Source organism: Glycomyces arizonensis DSM 44726, from assembly GCF_000482705.1.
Taxonomy (GTDB): domain Bacteria; phylum Actinomycetota; class Actinomycetes; order Mycobacteriales; family Micromonosporaceae; genus Glycomyces; species Glycomyces arizonensis.
On sequence record NZ_AXWO01000035.1, the window covers coordinates 1 to 12699 of the forward strand.

Below are 12699 nucleotides of genomic sequence, written 5' to 3' on the forward strand. Positions count from 1 at the left end.
TTCCAGCAGTTATCCCGAAGATGGGGGCAGGTTACCCACGTGTTACTCACCCGTTCGCCACTCGAGCACTCCCGAAGGAGCCTTTCCGTTCGACTTGCATGTGTGAAGCACGCCGCCAGCGTTCGTCCTGAGCCAGGATCAAACTCTCCAACCAAAACTTGAAACAAGTATGTGTCGAAGCATGCCCTGACCGATTATCCGGAACCACCGATCTCAGCAGACCAGCAGCCCCAAGGAAAAGACAGTCAAAAACAGTACCAACCAAACCACCCAGCACCTAGACCAAGCAATCCAGCCAGCCCGCACGCTGACCATCCAAACACCCTGTTGAGTTCTCAAACAACACGCCACAACCAGTCTGTAAACATCTTGGATGTTCCAGCTCTGATCAGAGCGGCTCCAGAAACTTACCAGATCAGTTTTTTGGCCGTTATCGGCCCCGATCTGTTCGTTCGGAGTTTTGCCCTTTCGGATCGTCCAGGGCCTTTCGGCTTTCCTGTCCGTTTCCCCTGCGGGCAAGAACTAATTTACGCGATGCGGAACCGGGGTTTACAAGGGGGGTGCGTGTCCGGCGCCACACCCTTGCAAACCCCGCATTATCGCAGCTCAATGCCGGTATTGAGGCTAGCCGCGGCGTCGTTTGCCGCGGGCCTCCTCTTCTTTGGCGACACGTTCGAGCAACTCGGTCCGTCGGCCCTTGCGCTCGGCGAGGCGCTCATCCGCGCTCTTGCGGTCGGTGCGCTCGAACCTGGCATCGGTCCCGCGCGGGCCGACCGTGGCGATGATCGACGGGTCGGTCGGCTCCCACTCGAACTCGGTCTCGCTGATCCGCACCACCGAGCCCGGCACGGCGCCCTGCTTCGCGAGCTCCTCTTCGATGCCGAGATTGGCCAGGCGGTCGGCGAGGTACCCGATGGCCTCCTCGTTCTCGAAGTTCGTCTGGCCGACCCACCGCTCGGGCTTCTGTCCGGTGATGACGAATTCGACATCGCCCTCGTAGGCGGGTGTCAGCTTGCGGACCTCGAAACCGGAGTCGTCGATGGCGGCCGGTCGGATGACGACGCGCGTCGCCTCGATCGGCGGCTGCTTGGCCCGGTAGTCCTCCACCGCCCGCGCGAAGGCGAAGGACAGCTCGCGCAGCCCCTCGCGGCTGACGGCGCTGGCCTCGAACACCGGCCAGCCGTACTTCTCCAGGTCGGGGCGGACGAACTCGGCGAGTTCGCGCCCGTCCGGGATGTCGATCTTGTTGAGCACGATGATGCGCGGCCGGTCGTTCAGGCCGCCGTACTCGGCGAGTTCGTGTTCGAGCGCGTCGATGTCCGACACCGGGTCGCGGTCGGTCTCGAGATTGGCGCAGTCGATGACGTGCGCCAGTACGGCGCAGCGCTCGATGTGCCGGAGGAATTCCAGCCCGAGGCCCTTGCCCTGGGCGGCTCCCGGGATGAGGCCGGGGACGTCGGCGATCGTGTAGGTCGTCTCGCCGGCGGAGACGACGCCGAGGTTCGGTGTCAGCGTCGTGAAGGGGTAGTCGGCGATCTTCGGGCGCGCGGCGGACATCGCCGCGATGAGCGAGGACTTGCCCGCGGAGGGGAAGCCGACGAGGCCGACGTCGGCGACGCTCTTGAGTTCTAGGGTGATGTCGAGCTCATCGCCGGGTTCGCCGAGTTCGGCGAAGCCGGGGACGCGGCGCTTGGAGCTGACGAGCGAGGCGTTGCCGCGGCCGCCGCGGCCGCCGCTGGCGATCGTGAGCTCGGTGCCGATGCCGGTGAGGTCGGCGAGTTGCTCGCCGCTCGCGTACACCACGGTGCCGTTGGGGACGGCGACGTGCAGGGTCTCGCCGGTGGCGCCGTCCCGGTTCGATCCCTTCCCGTGCTTGCCGTTGCCGGCTTGCAGGCGGCTCTGGAAGTGGAAGTCGAGCAGCGTGTGGACGTTGGGGTCGACGACGAACACGACGTTGCCGCCGTGCCCGCCGTCGCCGCCGTCGGGCCCGCCCAGCGGCTTGAACTTCTCGCGGTGGACCGACACGCAGCCGTTCCCGCCTTTACCGGCTATGACCTGCAGGTTCACCCGGTCAACAAAACTTGTCACTGACCAAGCGTAACGACCGGTCGGCCCCCTGGAGCGGGAGCCCGTGGGACGTGCTAAAGTTTCTCCTCGTGCGAGCGACACGGGCCGGTTGGCCCCGAACTGCTCAATCATCAAGCGCCGCTAGCTCAACTGGCAGAGCAGCTGACTCTTAATCAGCGGGTTCGGGGTTCGAGTCCCTGGCGGCGCACAACACATGCAGACAGAGGCCGGGCTCACGCCCGGCCTCTTTGCTGTTTCCCGCTCCGAGCAGATCGGCCTCGCGCGGCGATACGGCCGGTGCCCGTGGGCACCGGCCGTTTCTCGGTTCATTCCGCGAGTCGACGGTCGTCCGTGTCAGATCTCGTATTCGGCGAACAGCGTGTAGGACTGATTGAGGAGGTCTTCGACCATGGCGACAGCCGCGTCCGTGTCCTGCTGGGCGGTGTCGATGGTGGTGTCGACCGAGATCTCGATGTTGCTCACCGCGACGTCGATGAGGATCGTCTGGTAGCTGGGGTCGTCGGATATGGACATGTAGCCGGCGTCGCCGATCGCGGTGTAGTCCGTGACTTCGAGGTTGGCGTCCTCGGTCTGGGTCACCTGCTCGTCCTCGACCCAGCCGATGTTGAACTCGGGGTCGTCGGTGACGTCGACGTAGATCGAGACGGTCCAGTAGCTCTCGGTGTAGAAGTAGCAGCTCACCGTTCCGGTCTCGCCGCTCGAGGACGCCGAGGTGTAGGTCTGCGAGGGGTCGACCGGCTCGCCCATGACGTCTTCGAAGGTGGCGAGGTCGTAGGCGGAGCAGGTCTCCTCGGTGAAGCCCGCGAACTCGCCGCCGGTGTCGCCGCCGTCGTCGGGCGTGGTCTCCTCCGTGGTGGGCTCGTCCTCGGTGGTGGGGTCCGCCTCGGCCGAGGTGGTCGGGTCGGTGCCGCCGCCGGTGTCGGTGGAGTCGTCGCTCCGCTGGATGATGAGGAGCGTCACGGTCATGATGATGATGAGCACCACGATGACCGCGACCCCTATGAGCCAGAGGTTGTTCTGGCGCGGCGGCTGGGGCTGTCCGTACGGGGGCGTGTAGGACGGCTGAGAGGGGTACGACATTCGCTCACTCCCGGGGATCGATCATGGGTTCGTCTTCACTGTAACGTCGCCCGGCCACATCGTGTCGCCTGGTAACGCGAGTGGGACTTGTGCCCGGTTGTGCTTAGACTGTGCGGGTACGGGCCTTGGGGCCCTGTCTCCGACCCGCGATTGGGCCATCATGGCGAACGTCTTTCACCGGCACCTCGATGATCTGAACGGGCTGCTCGTCGACATGGCGCGCCGCGCCGGTGCGGCGATGGAGCGGGCCGGGGCGGCGCTGCTGGAGGCCGACGCGGCGGCGGCCGAGGCGGTGGTGGCGGCCGACGAGGAGATCAACGCGCTCCAGTTCCGGGTCGACGACCGGATCGTGGCGCTGATGACGCAGTACGAGCCGGTGGCCTCCGACCTGCGGTTCATTCTCGGTGCGGTGCGGATCTCGGTGGACCTGGAGCGGATGGGCGACCTGGCCAAGCACGTGTCGAAGACGGTGGTCATGCGCTCGCCGGCCGCGGCGATCCCCGAGTCGCTGCGCGAGGATTTCGCGGCGATGAGCCGGGCGGCGGTGCGGATCTCGGAGAAGCTGGTGCGGATCCTCGCCGAGCACGACCGGCTCGGGGCGGCGCAGCTGGGCTTGGACGACGACGAGCTGGACGCGGTCCAGCGGCGCATCCACGAGCAGCTGCCCGGTTTCGGGTACGGGCCGCAGGCGGCGGTGGACGCGGCGCTGCTGGCGCGGTTCTTCGAGCGGTTCGGCGATCACGCGGTGCGCGTGTCGCATCAGGTGGTGTATCTGGTGACGGGTGATGTTCACCTGGACCGTTCATAACGTTCTGGTCACGACGGGGCGCCGCCCCGATTGCATCTCCTGCTCACAACGGTGTGTGCGTACTGGCGCGCGCCGTTGTCGCGAATCGCGCTCAGGCGTTCACCTCGAGTTCAACTCCAAGTCGCCGGGTGAACACCGGCTCTGGTTTTCATTGGTCGCGAACAGTGAAGCAGTGACCCGGTGTGCGACCGGGAGACGGAGTAGAGACCAGCTGTGAACATGAAACTGAACCGCAGGGCCATCTTCGGCACGGTCACCGCCGGCGCCCTCGCGTTGAGCCTCGCGGCGTGCGGCGGCGATGACGGTGGCGACTCGGTCCCGGAGATCAACGGAACCGGCGCGAGCTTCCCCGACGCGTTCTATGCCGCGGCCATCGAAGGCTACGCCGAGGCCAACCCGGACGCGATCGTCACCTACGACGCGGTCGGCTCGGGCACCGGCAAGTCCGACTTCGGCGAGGGTCTGAACGACTTCGCTGGCACCGACTCGCTGGTCGGCGAGGGCGACGGACCGGAGGAGGGCTCCTACCAGTACCTCCCGACGGTGGCCGCCCCGATCACCGTGTCCTACAACCTGCCCGAGGTCGAGGCCCTGCAGCTGAGCCAGGAGACCCTGGCGCAGATCTTCCAGGGCGACATCACCTCCTGGGACGACGAGGCGATCGCGGCGGACAACCCCGACGCCGAGCTGCCCGCGGTCGAGATCACCGTCGCCCACCGCTCGGACGGCTCGGGCACGACCAGCAACTTCTCGAAGTTCCTCGACGAGGCCACCGAGTCCTGGACCCTGGGCGCCGGGGACACCGTCGAGTGGCCGTCCAACTCGGTCGGCGGCGACGGCAACACCGGTGTGGCCCAGACCATCCAGGACACCGAGGGCGCCATCGGCTACGTGGACCTGGCCGACGCCACCGCGTCCGGCCTGGTCTTCGCCTCGATCGAGAACGCCGACGGCAACTTCACCCAGCCGACCCTGGAGGGCACCACGGCGGGCCTGGAGGGCGCCGTGGTCAACGACGACCTGTCGTACAACCCGCTCGACGCCGCCGGCCCCGAGGCCTACCCGATCACGGCGCCGACCTATCTGCTGATCCGCACCGAGTACGAGGACGCGGCCGTCGGCCAGGCGGTCAAGGACTTCGTGGAGTACCTGCTGACCGACGGCCAGGAGCTGGCCGCCGACAACCACTTCGCGCCGCTGCCCGAGGGCCTGCGGCAGCAGGCCATGGACGCGTTGAACGAGACGATTGCCGACTAGGAATCCGTGTCCGACGGCCCCGGCGGCGCCCTTGGCGCCGGTGGGGTCTTCGGCCGTTCCGCGAACGAAACCGGAGTTTCCATCTTGACCGCTACGGCATCACCCGAGACCTCCGAGGACCTCGACCTCGGCGGCGATTCCCGCGCCCGGGGGGCCGACCGGGGCTTCAGGGGCCTGGTCACGCTCGCCGGGCTCATGGTCCTGGTCGTGCTGGCCCTGATCCTGGTCGCCACCGCCCTCCGCGCCATGCCCGCGCTCAGCGAGGAGGGCCTGTGGGGCTTCATCACCGGCACGCGCTGGGCGCCGAACGAGGACGTCTTCGGCACCTTCCCGATGCTCTACGGGACCTTGGTCACCTCGCTGATCGGCATGGTCGTCGCGGTGCCGGTCTCGATCGGCATCGCGCTGTTCACCACCGAGATCGCCCACCGGCGGCTGCGCAAGTACATCGTCACCGTCGTCGACCTCCTGGCCACCATCCCCTCGGTGGTCTTCGGCCTGGTCGGCGTGCTGGTGGTGGTCCCGTTCATCGACGACTGGTACCAGGGCCTGGCGGGTCTGGTCGAACCGGTGCCGGTCCTGACGTCGGTCTTCGACGAGTCCAACACCGGCCGGAACTACTTCACCGCCGGCATGGTGCTGGCGATCATGACGATCCCGATCATCACCTCGATCGCCCGCGAGGTCTTCGACACGGTCCCCGAGACCGACAAGCAGGCGGCCTACGCGCTGGGCGCGACCCGCTGGGAGATGATCAAGGGCGCCATGCTCCCCCACTCCTTCGGGGGACTGGTGGGCGCCTCGATGCTGGGTCTGGGCCGGGCCATGGGCGAGACGATCGCGGTGGCGCTGGTCATCGGCGGCTCGTTCCACATCTCGGCGAACGTGTTCGACACCGGCAACACCATGGCCGCGGTGATCGCCCAGCAGTGGGGCGAGTCGACCGGGCTGCACACCGACGCGCTGGTGGGCATCGGCGTGGTGCTGTTCGCCATCACCGTCATCATCAACTTCGCCGCCCGCTGGGTCGTCCGCCGGGCCGAGACCAAGATGCGAGGAGCCCACTCATGACCACTGTGCACCACGGCGCCCCGCCGGACCTGTCGGGCAGGAACCTCTCGCTGCGGCGCGCGGCGGCGAACCGCGCCGCCACCGTCGGCATCGGCCTGTGCGTGCTGGTCGCCGCCTTCCCGCTGATCCTGGTCGCCTACCAGGTGGTGGTGCGCGGCGGCTCGGCGCTCAGCCTCGGGTTCCTGGTCGAGGAGATCCCGCGCAACTACCGCACCGCGGGCGGGGGCATGGGGCCGGCCATCGTCGGGACCCTGCTGATCACCGGGATGGCCGCGCTCATCGCGATCCCGGTCGGCGTGCTCGGGGCGGTCTACCTCAACGAGTACGGCAAGAGCGGGCCGCTGGCGCGGTTCATCAGGACGATGGCCGACGTCATGACCGGTGTCCCGTCGATCGTGATGGGCCTGTTCATCTACGTCGTGTACGTGGTGGTGATCGAGGAGCGGACCGGTTTCGGCGGGGCGCTGGCGCTGGCGTGCCTGATGCTGCCGATCGTGATCCGCTCGACCGAGGAGATGCTGCGGTTGGTCCCCGATGAGCTGCGCCAGGCCTCGGCGGCGCTGGGGGCGCGCAAGTGGCGCACCACGCTGTCGGTCGTGCTGCCGACGGCCTCGTCGGGGATCACGTCCGGTGCGCTGCTGGCGGTGGCGCGCGCGGCCGGGGAGACCGCGCCGATCATCGTCACCGTGGGCCTGACCTACCTCTACCGGCCGGATCTGTTCGCCGGGCAGAACACGACGCTGGCGGCGCAGATCTACCGCAACGCGACGCAGCCGTTCGAGGCCTCGCAGGAGCGCGCCTGGGGTGCGGCCTTGGCCTTGATCGCGATCGTCTTCCTGTTCACGATCGTGGCGAGGGTCATCGCCTCGCGCTTCGCCGTCGACAGGCGCTGACCGGGCCCCGCGGCCGGTCGATGCGCTGACGCCCCCGCGCCGGTTCGCCGGTGCGGGGGCGTTGCGCCGTCTGCCGGGGACGGCGAAGGCCCCGCGCTCGGGCGGGGCCTTGCCGGTGCGGTCGCGGTCTAGCCGAAGCGGCCGGTGACGTAGTTCTCGGTGCGCTCGTCGGCGGGGGTGGTGAAGATCCTCTGCGTGTCGTCGAACTCGACCAGGACGCCGGTGCGGGTGTCGCTGGCCTCGTCGACCTCGGTGGAGAAGAACGCGGTCTTGTCGGAGACGCGGGCGGCCTGCTGCATGTTGTGGGTGACGATGACGATGGTGAACTGCTTTGCCAGGTCGACCATGAGCTCTTCGATGCGGGCCGTGGCGATCGGGTCGAGCGCCGAGCACGGTTCGTCCATGAGGACGACCTCGGGCTGGAGCGCGATGGTCCGGGCGATGCACAGCCGCTGCTGCTGGCCGCCGGACAGGGTCAGGGCGCTCTTTCTGAGGTTGTCCTTGACCTCGTCCCAGAGCGCGGCCTTCTTCAGGGCGTCCTCGACGATGCCGTCGCGTTCGGAGCGGGGGACGCCGTGGATGCGGGGCCCGTAGGCGACGTTGTCGTAGATGGACTTGGGGAACGGGTTGGCCTTCTGGAAGACCATGCCGATGCGGCGGCGCACCTCGACGGGGTCGACGCCGGCCTCGTAGATGTCCTTGCCGTGGTAGGCGACCGTGCCCTGGACGCGGGCGCCGGGGATGAGGTCGTTCATGCGGTTGAGCGAGCGCAGCAGGGTGGACTTGCCGCAGCCGGAGGGGCCGATGAGCGCGGTGATCTCGTTCTTGGCGACGGTGAAGTCGACGCCTTTGACGGCGTGGAAGCCGCCGTAGAAGACGTTGACGTCCCGGATGTCGAAGACGGTGGGGCCGTCGATGCCTGCGGGGGCGCGCCGGGGCGCGGCCTCGGGGGCCGCGGCGATGCGGCGGGGGCTGACGGTGGGGCCGGCGCCGGGCATGGTCGGGTCGCTCGTCATGGGTTTCTCCTCTGCGGGGAGCTGGCCGGAAGCGGTCGGGGCTGTGGCGACGATAGACGCCGCGGGTAGCGGTGAGCCCGCTCTTCGGTGAACGGCGGGTGAATCCGAGGGCGCGAGAGCGTCTCGCGGGCCCGGTCGCGCCCGTCGCGCGGGTCGCTGGACGTCCGGCCCTGTTTGCGGCGATACTGACGCCATGAGTTTTGTGATACGTCTGCTGCTCACCGCGGTGGCCTTGTGGATCGCGACGGCGCTGCTCTCCGGTCTGACGGTGTTCGGCGATTCGACGTGGGCGAAGGTCCTGTCGCTGGTGGTGGCCGCTTTGGTGTTCACGGTGGTGAACACCTTCGTGAAGCCGCTGGTGATGGCGATCGGCTGCGCGCTGTACGTGCTGACGCTGGGCCTGTTCGGCCTGGTGGTGAACGCCCTCATGTTCTGGCTGATGGGCTGGGTCTCGGACCAGTTCGAGGTGGGCATCGCCGTGGACGGGTTCTGGGCGGCGTTCTGGGGCGCGATCATCGTCTGGGTGGCGATGTGGGTGCTGGATCTGATCTTGCCGCGGCGCAAGGGGGCGGGGCGCTGAGGGACCGCTCGGGCCTGTCCCGCGAATCAGGACAGGCCCGGGGCGTGCGCTTCGCCGTCCTCAGTAGAAGTAGAGTCCGGCGGAGGTGTCCTTCTGGATGTCGGAGCGGTCTCCGGCCCGGTCGAGGCCGGTGTAGGCGGCGTCGTTGAAGGGCATGGGGCCTTGCGGCCCGGGCGCCTTGCCGAGGCGCTGGCGCACCACGTTGAGATTGTGGAGCCCGGCCAGGGCGTAGGTGCGGATCCGCAGGTACTGCTTGGTCTTCTTGGCCGTCTTGAGGATCTCGTCGGCGTTGCTGTGGAGCTTGCGCGCCCGCTCGAGCGCGCCGGCGGCCTCGGCGTCGGCGACGCGGCCCGGCGCGATGGCGAGCTGGTTGCCGAGGAGCCTGGTCCATGCCTCGGCGTCGGCCTTGGCGCGGGCCTTCCGGCGCCTCCTGGTCTCGATGCTCGATCGCAGTCCGAGAACGGCGGCGAAGACGAGGACGATCGCGACGACTGCTCCGAACGAGGCGATTGCCACTTCAATGGCGGTTTGCATCGTCACCCCCCGTGACCAGTGTTGATGTATCCCTCACGAATATTATTCCACTACCGGTGGGCATTCATGATCCCCCTTGCGCAAATAGACCAGGGCGGTTCCCGGCATTTGCGGCGATTCTTTGACGCGAACATCTCCGGGGCACTTCTCATGCACAGATGCGCATGTTAGCATTCTTTCGTCGCGGGGCACGCCTCGCCGCATACGGCCGACCGGTCCACCGGCTCCAGCAGGGGAAGGGAACACCCACATGGGACACGACCACTCGCACGGCGCCGCCGGCCTCGGCGTCCGCCACCGCGGGCGGCTCTGGCTGGCCCTGGGCCTGGCCGTCACCGTGATGCTCGTCGAGGCGGTCGCCTCCTGGTACACCGGCTCGCTCGCCCTGCTCTCCGATGCCGCCCACATCGCCGGCGACACTCTCGGCATCGCCATGGCCCTGGCGGCGATCACGGCCGTCCAGCGCGACGCGGCGGCCCGCGGCGGCCTCGGCGAGGCGCGCAAGCCCCGCCGCACCTTCGGCATGTACCGGCTCGAAGTGCTCGCCGCGCTGGCGAACACGGTGCTGCTGTTCGGCGTCGCCGGCTTCGTCGTCGTCCAGGCGGTCATGCGGATCGACGACCCGCCCGAGGTCGAGTCGCTGCCGATGCTGGCGGTCGCCGTCGTCGGGCTCGCCGCCAACGTCGCCTCGCTGGTGCTCCTGCGCTCGGGGGCGGCCGAGTCCATCAACGTGCGCGGGGCCTACTTCGAGGTCATGGGCGACGCGATCGGCTCGCTGGGCGTCATCGCCGCGGCACTGGTCATCTGGTTCACCGGCTGGTACTACGTCGACAGCGTCATCGCCGTGGCCGTGGGCCTGTTCATCCTGCCGCGGGCGGCCCGGCTGGGGCGCGACGCGCTGCGGATCCTGTTGCAGCACGCGCCGGTCCGCGTGAGCGTGGCGGAGGTCGAGGACGCCCTGAAGACACTCGATGGGGTGAAAGAAGTGCACGACCTCCACCTCTGGACGCTCACCTCCGGCATGGACGTGGCCACGGTGCATCTGGCCCTGCGGTCGGGCGCCGATCCGGGCGCCGTCCTCACCGACGCGCAGAAAACACTGGCCACGCGCTTCGGGATCGATCACACCACCGTCCAAATAGAACCGGGGAGCTCCGACCACGCGTGCGACCGGCCCGCATGGTGAGATTCATCAGGGGCATGTCCGGAAGCCGATAGTGACAAATATGTGACGTCCGCCATTGGATGTGTTGACTATGGTAAACACCGACCTGGGGACTCGAATGCTCCTTGGAAGGAGGAGATCCATGTTGACCCACACATGGAGGAAGAGCAGCAGATCAGGCCCGAACGGCGCCTGCGTCGAGGTCAGGCTCGCATCAGGTGTCGTTGAGATCAGGGACACCAAGCTCGCCCAGAGCCCGATCCTGCGGACCAGCCAAGCTGACTGGCTGTCGCTGCTGCACCAAGAAGGCCGGTAACCAGACGGATGGCGGGGCGGTCGCGGCTGTCGCCGCGACCGCCCCGCCATCGTGTCAGTGCCGCGGAACGCGGCGGGCGGATCAGCCCATTCAGCGCCCCGGCGCGGCGCCTCGGGCGCTCACATCGCCTTGAGGCGGCCGGCCTGCTGCTCGATGAACTCCAGGCTCCGGCCCGGGCCCAGGGCCGCCGAGCGGAGGTTGCCGAACACCTCGTGGAACGGGGCGACGTCATCGCCCTCCTCGTACACGTCGCCGTTGTGGCCTTCGATGTAGACCACGTCGGGGTGCCGGTACCCGGGGTCGACCTCACCGTCGACCTCGCCGAAGCCCAGGATCGTGAACGAGGAGAGCATGCCGGGATAGGCGCCGCCGTCGAAGGGCAGGACCTGGAGGTGCACGTTCGGCAGCGCCGCGAGTTCGAGCAGGTTCTGGAGCTGGTCGATCATGACCTTCGGTCCGCCCAGGACCCGCCGGATGGCGGCCTCGTCGATGACGTTCCAGATCTTCAGATCGTCGCGGAGCCGCGCCTGGCGCTCCATGCGCAGGTTGATGCGCTCCTCCATGAACCGCCGCGACTGCTCCAGCGAGAAGTCGAAGGTGGCGCGGGCGTAGTCGGGCGTCTGCAACAGCCCGTTGATGATCAGCCCGTCGTACAGGTACAGGCTGGAGGCGTCCTGCTCCAGGCCCACATAGGTCGCGTACGGCGGGGAGATCGTGTCGGAGTAGCGGGCCCACCAGCCGCGCTTGCGCCCGTCGCGGGCCAGGCGCACCAGCTCCTCGATCTGCGCGGCGTCGGTCACGCCGTAGACGCCGGTGAGCGCCATGACGTCGCGCGGCTTGATGCCCACGCGGCCGAGCTCCATGCGGTAGATCGTGGAGGTGGTGACCTCCAGCGCGTCGGCCGCCGCCTGGGCGTCCCTTCCGGACTGCTCGCGCATCTGGCGCAGGATCTTGCCCGCGCGCCTGCGGCGCACGGTGGGACTGCCGCCTGAAGGCATCGCCTTGCCCCCCAACCTCTTCGGCAGATCGTTGTCAGCGTCGTCGTTCGATGTTCCCATTTGACACCCTGATCCCTCCGGTTTCGGTGAGGACGCACCGGCCGGGGAGGACTTCTGGTCGCTCACCGGTGCGTCGTACAAATCTAAGGTTTCGCAGGTCCGCCGGAACGGCGGCTCCCCAAGGGTCGCCTAGGCCGCCATGGCCGCGGTCCGCTGTGGTCGCACATTCACGACGGTGCGGGCGTCACCGAGGTCAGACTACGAAGAATTCGCCACCCGATCCGGTTATACCCCTTGCATCGAAAATCTGCATGTGCAATTCTACTTGACGGAGGGGTCATCCGCCTCGTCCGACTGTACCGATTCGACACCGCGACTCGAAACCGACCGGCCTCACCCGGAAGGGCGGCACCGAGTTCCACTCGCGCAGGCGAGACCCGGCACCGATACGACACGAAAGGCAGCCCGCGTTGCGAAGTCCGTACACACTCGACAACCCGCCCCCGGACGAGCCCCCCAGCGGGGTGCCGGTACCGAGCCTGTGGCGCGTCCAGGCTCGATGGTGGCGACGGCACACCCCCGCGCTCGACCAGCGCAGCGTCAGGCGGCCGGTCTGCGGCCACTGCGGCCAGGCCTGGCCCTGCCACTCGTGGGCGTGCTGGGACGGCCAGCTCGGCGAGGCCGTCGGCCTCCCCGGCGCCGCCGAACCCATGAGCGGCGCGACCGGACCCCGGCCGGTCCCCGAGTCCCGGATGAGCGAACCCTCCCCCATCCGCGCGCGAGGACGGCAGCTCGCCGCCCGGCAGCAGCGGCAAAAGAGCGCCGCCTAGCGCGTAGCCTCAGCCGATCACGGTCGTTATTCCCTGAGAGAAGAAACGACTCTGGGCGAAGAG

General features: G+C 68.2%; 13 protein-coding genes, 1 tRNA gene and 1 rRNA gene. 9 read left to right on the forward strand and 6 right to left on the reverse strand.

Annotated features, from left to right (window positions below):
* Window positions 1–154, reverse strand: a 16S ribosomal RNA gene (locus H613_RS0119135); the annotation flags it as partial.
* Between the two features lie 470 nt (window positions 155–624).
* Window positions 625–2088 carry a GTPase ObgE gene (gene obgE, locus H613_RS27725; RefSeq protein ID WP_035738623.1) on the reverse strand — a complete coding sequence of 488 codons (1464 nt, stop codon included), beginning with the start codon at window positions 2086–2088 and terminating at the stop codon, window positions 625–627.
* 114 nt (window positions 2089–2202) lie between these two features.
* Here obgE and H613_RS0119145 point away from each other — a divergent pair.
* A tRNA-Lys gene (locus tag H613_RS0119145) sits at window positions 2203–2275 on the forward strand.
* 146 nt (window positions 2276–2421) lie between these two features.
* Here H613_RS0119145 and H613_RS0119150 read toward each other — a convergent pair.
* Window positions 2422–3168 (reverse strand): hypothetical protein, encoded by a 747-nt coding sequence (locus H613_RS0119150; RefSeq protein ID WP_026925060.1) that lies wholly within the window; start codon window positions 3166–3168, stop codon window positions 2422–2424.
* Window positions 3169–3328: 160 nt separating this feature from the next.
* Here H613_RS0119150 and phoU point away from each other — a divergent pair, with 160 nt between their 5' ends.
* From phoU to pstA, 4 genes are all read left to right on the forward strand, one after another.
* Window positions 3329–3976: a phosphate signaling complex protein PhoU gene (gene phoU, locus H613_RS0119155; protein WP_051393570.1), complete on the forward strand. Its 648-nt coding sequence runs from the start codon at window positions 3329–3331 to the stop codon at window positions 3974–3976.
* 219 nt (window positions 3977–4195) lie between these two features.
* Entirely contained in the window at window positions 4196–5233 is a 1038-nt protein-coding gene (gene pstS, locus H613_RS0119160; protein WP_051393579.1) for a phosphate ABC transporter substrate-binding protein PstS, read from the forward strand.
* 84 nt (window positions 5234–5317) lie between these two features.
* The gene (gene pstC / locus H613_RS27730; RefSeq protein ID WP_051393571.1) at window positions 5318–6304 is read left to right on the forward strand and encodes a phosphate ABC transporter permease subunit PstC; all 987 of its coding nucleotides are present in this window, start codon (window positions 5318–5320) and stop codon (window positions 6302–6304) included.
* Window positions 6301–7197 carry a phosphate ABC transporter permease PstA gene (pstA, locus tag H613_RS0119170; protein ID WP_026925063.1) on the forward strand — a complete coding sequence of 299 codons (897 nt, stop codon included), beginning with the start codon at window positions 6301–6303 and terminating at the stop codon, window positions 7195–7197. Before pstC ends, pstA begins: the two co-directional genes overlap by 4 nt.
* 128 nt (window positions 7198–7325) lie before the next feature.
* Here the strand turns inward: pstA and pstB are convergent, their stop codons facing one another.
* Window positions 7326–8213, reverse strand: coding sequence for a phosphate ABC transporter ATP-binding protein PstB (gene pstB, locus H613_RS0119175; protein ID WP_245598610.1), 888 nt, complete (start codon window positions 8211–8213; stop codon window positions 7326–7328).
* Window positions 8214–8406: 193 nt separating this feature from the next.
* Between pstB and H613_RS0119180 the strand changes: the two genes are divergently transcribed.
* Window positions 8407–8793 (forward strand): phage holin family protein, encoded by a 387-nt coding sequence (locus H613_RS0119180; RefSeq protein ID WP_026925065.1) that lies wholly within the window; start codon window positions 8407–8409, stop codon window positions 8791–8793.
* Window positions 8794–8853: 60 nt separating this feature from the next.
* Here the strand turns inward: H613_RS0119180 and H613_RS0119185 are convergent, their stop codons facing one another.
* Window positions 8854–9327, reverse strand: coding sequence for a hypothetical protein (locus H613_RS0119185; RefSeq protein WP_156926135.1), 474 nt, complete (start codon window positions 9325–9327; stop codon window positions 8854–8856).
* A gap of 250 nt (window positions 9328–9577) precedes the next feature.
* Here H613_RS0119185 and H613_RS0119190 point away from each other — a divergent pair, with 250 nt between their 5' ends.
* Together H613_RS0119190 and H613_RS30315 are read left to right on the forward strand one after the other, a co-directional pair.
* Window positions 9578–10513 carry a cation diffusion facilitator family transporter gene (locus H613_RS0119190; protein ID WP_026925067.1) on the forward strand — a complete coding sequence of 312 codons (936 nt, stop codon included), beginning with the start codon at window positions 9578–9580 and terminating at the stop codon, window positions 10511–10513.
* Window positions 10514–10634: 121 nt separating this feature from the next.
* Entirely contained in the window at window positions 10635–10808 is a 174-nt protein-coding gene (locus H613_RS30315) for a DUF397 domain-containing protein (RefSeq protein WP_084546776.1), read from the forward strand.
* A 119-nt stretch (window positions 10809–10927) separates the two neighbouring features.
* On the opposite strand, the gene H613_RS0119200 is transcribed toward H613_RS30315, so the two are convergent.
* Complete coding sequence (locus H613_RS0119200; RefSeq protein WP_051393572.1) at window positions 10928–11866, reverse strand: helix-turn-helix domain-containing protein; 939 nt, start codon at window positions 11864–11866, stop codon at window positions 10928–10930.
* A 410-nt stretch (window positions 11867–12276) separates the two neighbouring features.
* Here H613_RS0119200 and H613_RS0119205 point away from each other — a divergent pair, with 410 nt between their 5' ends.
* Window positions 12277–12636 carry a hypothetical protein gene (locus H613_RS0119205; protein WP_156926137.1) on the forward strand — a complete coding sequence of 120 codons (360 nt, stop codon included), beginning with the start codon at window positions 12277–12279 and terminating at the stop codon, window positions 12634–12636.
* The last annotated feature ends 63 nt before the right edge of the window (window positions 12637–12699 follow it).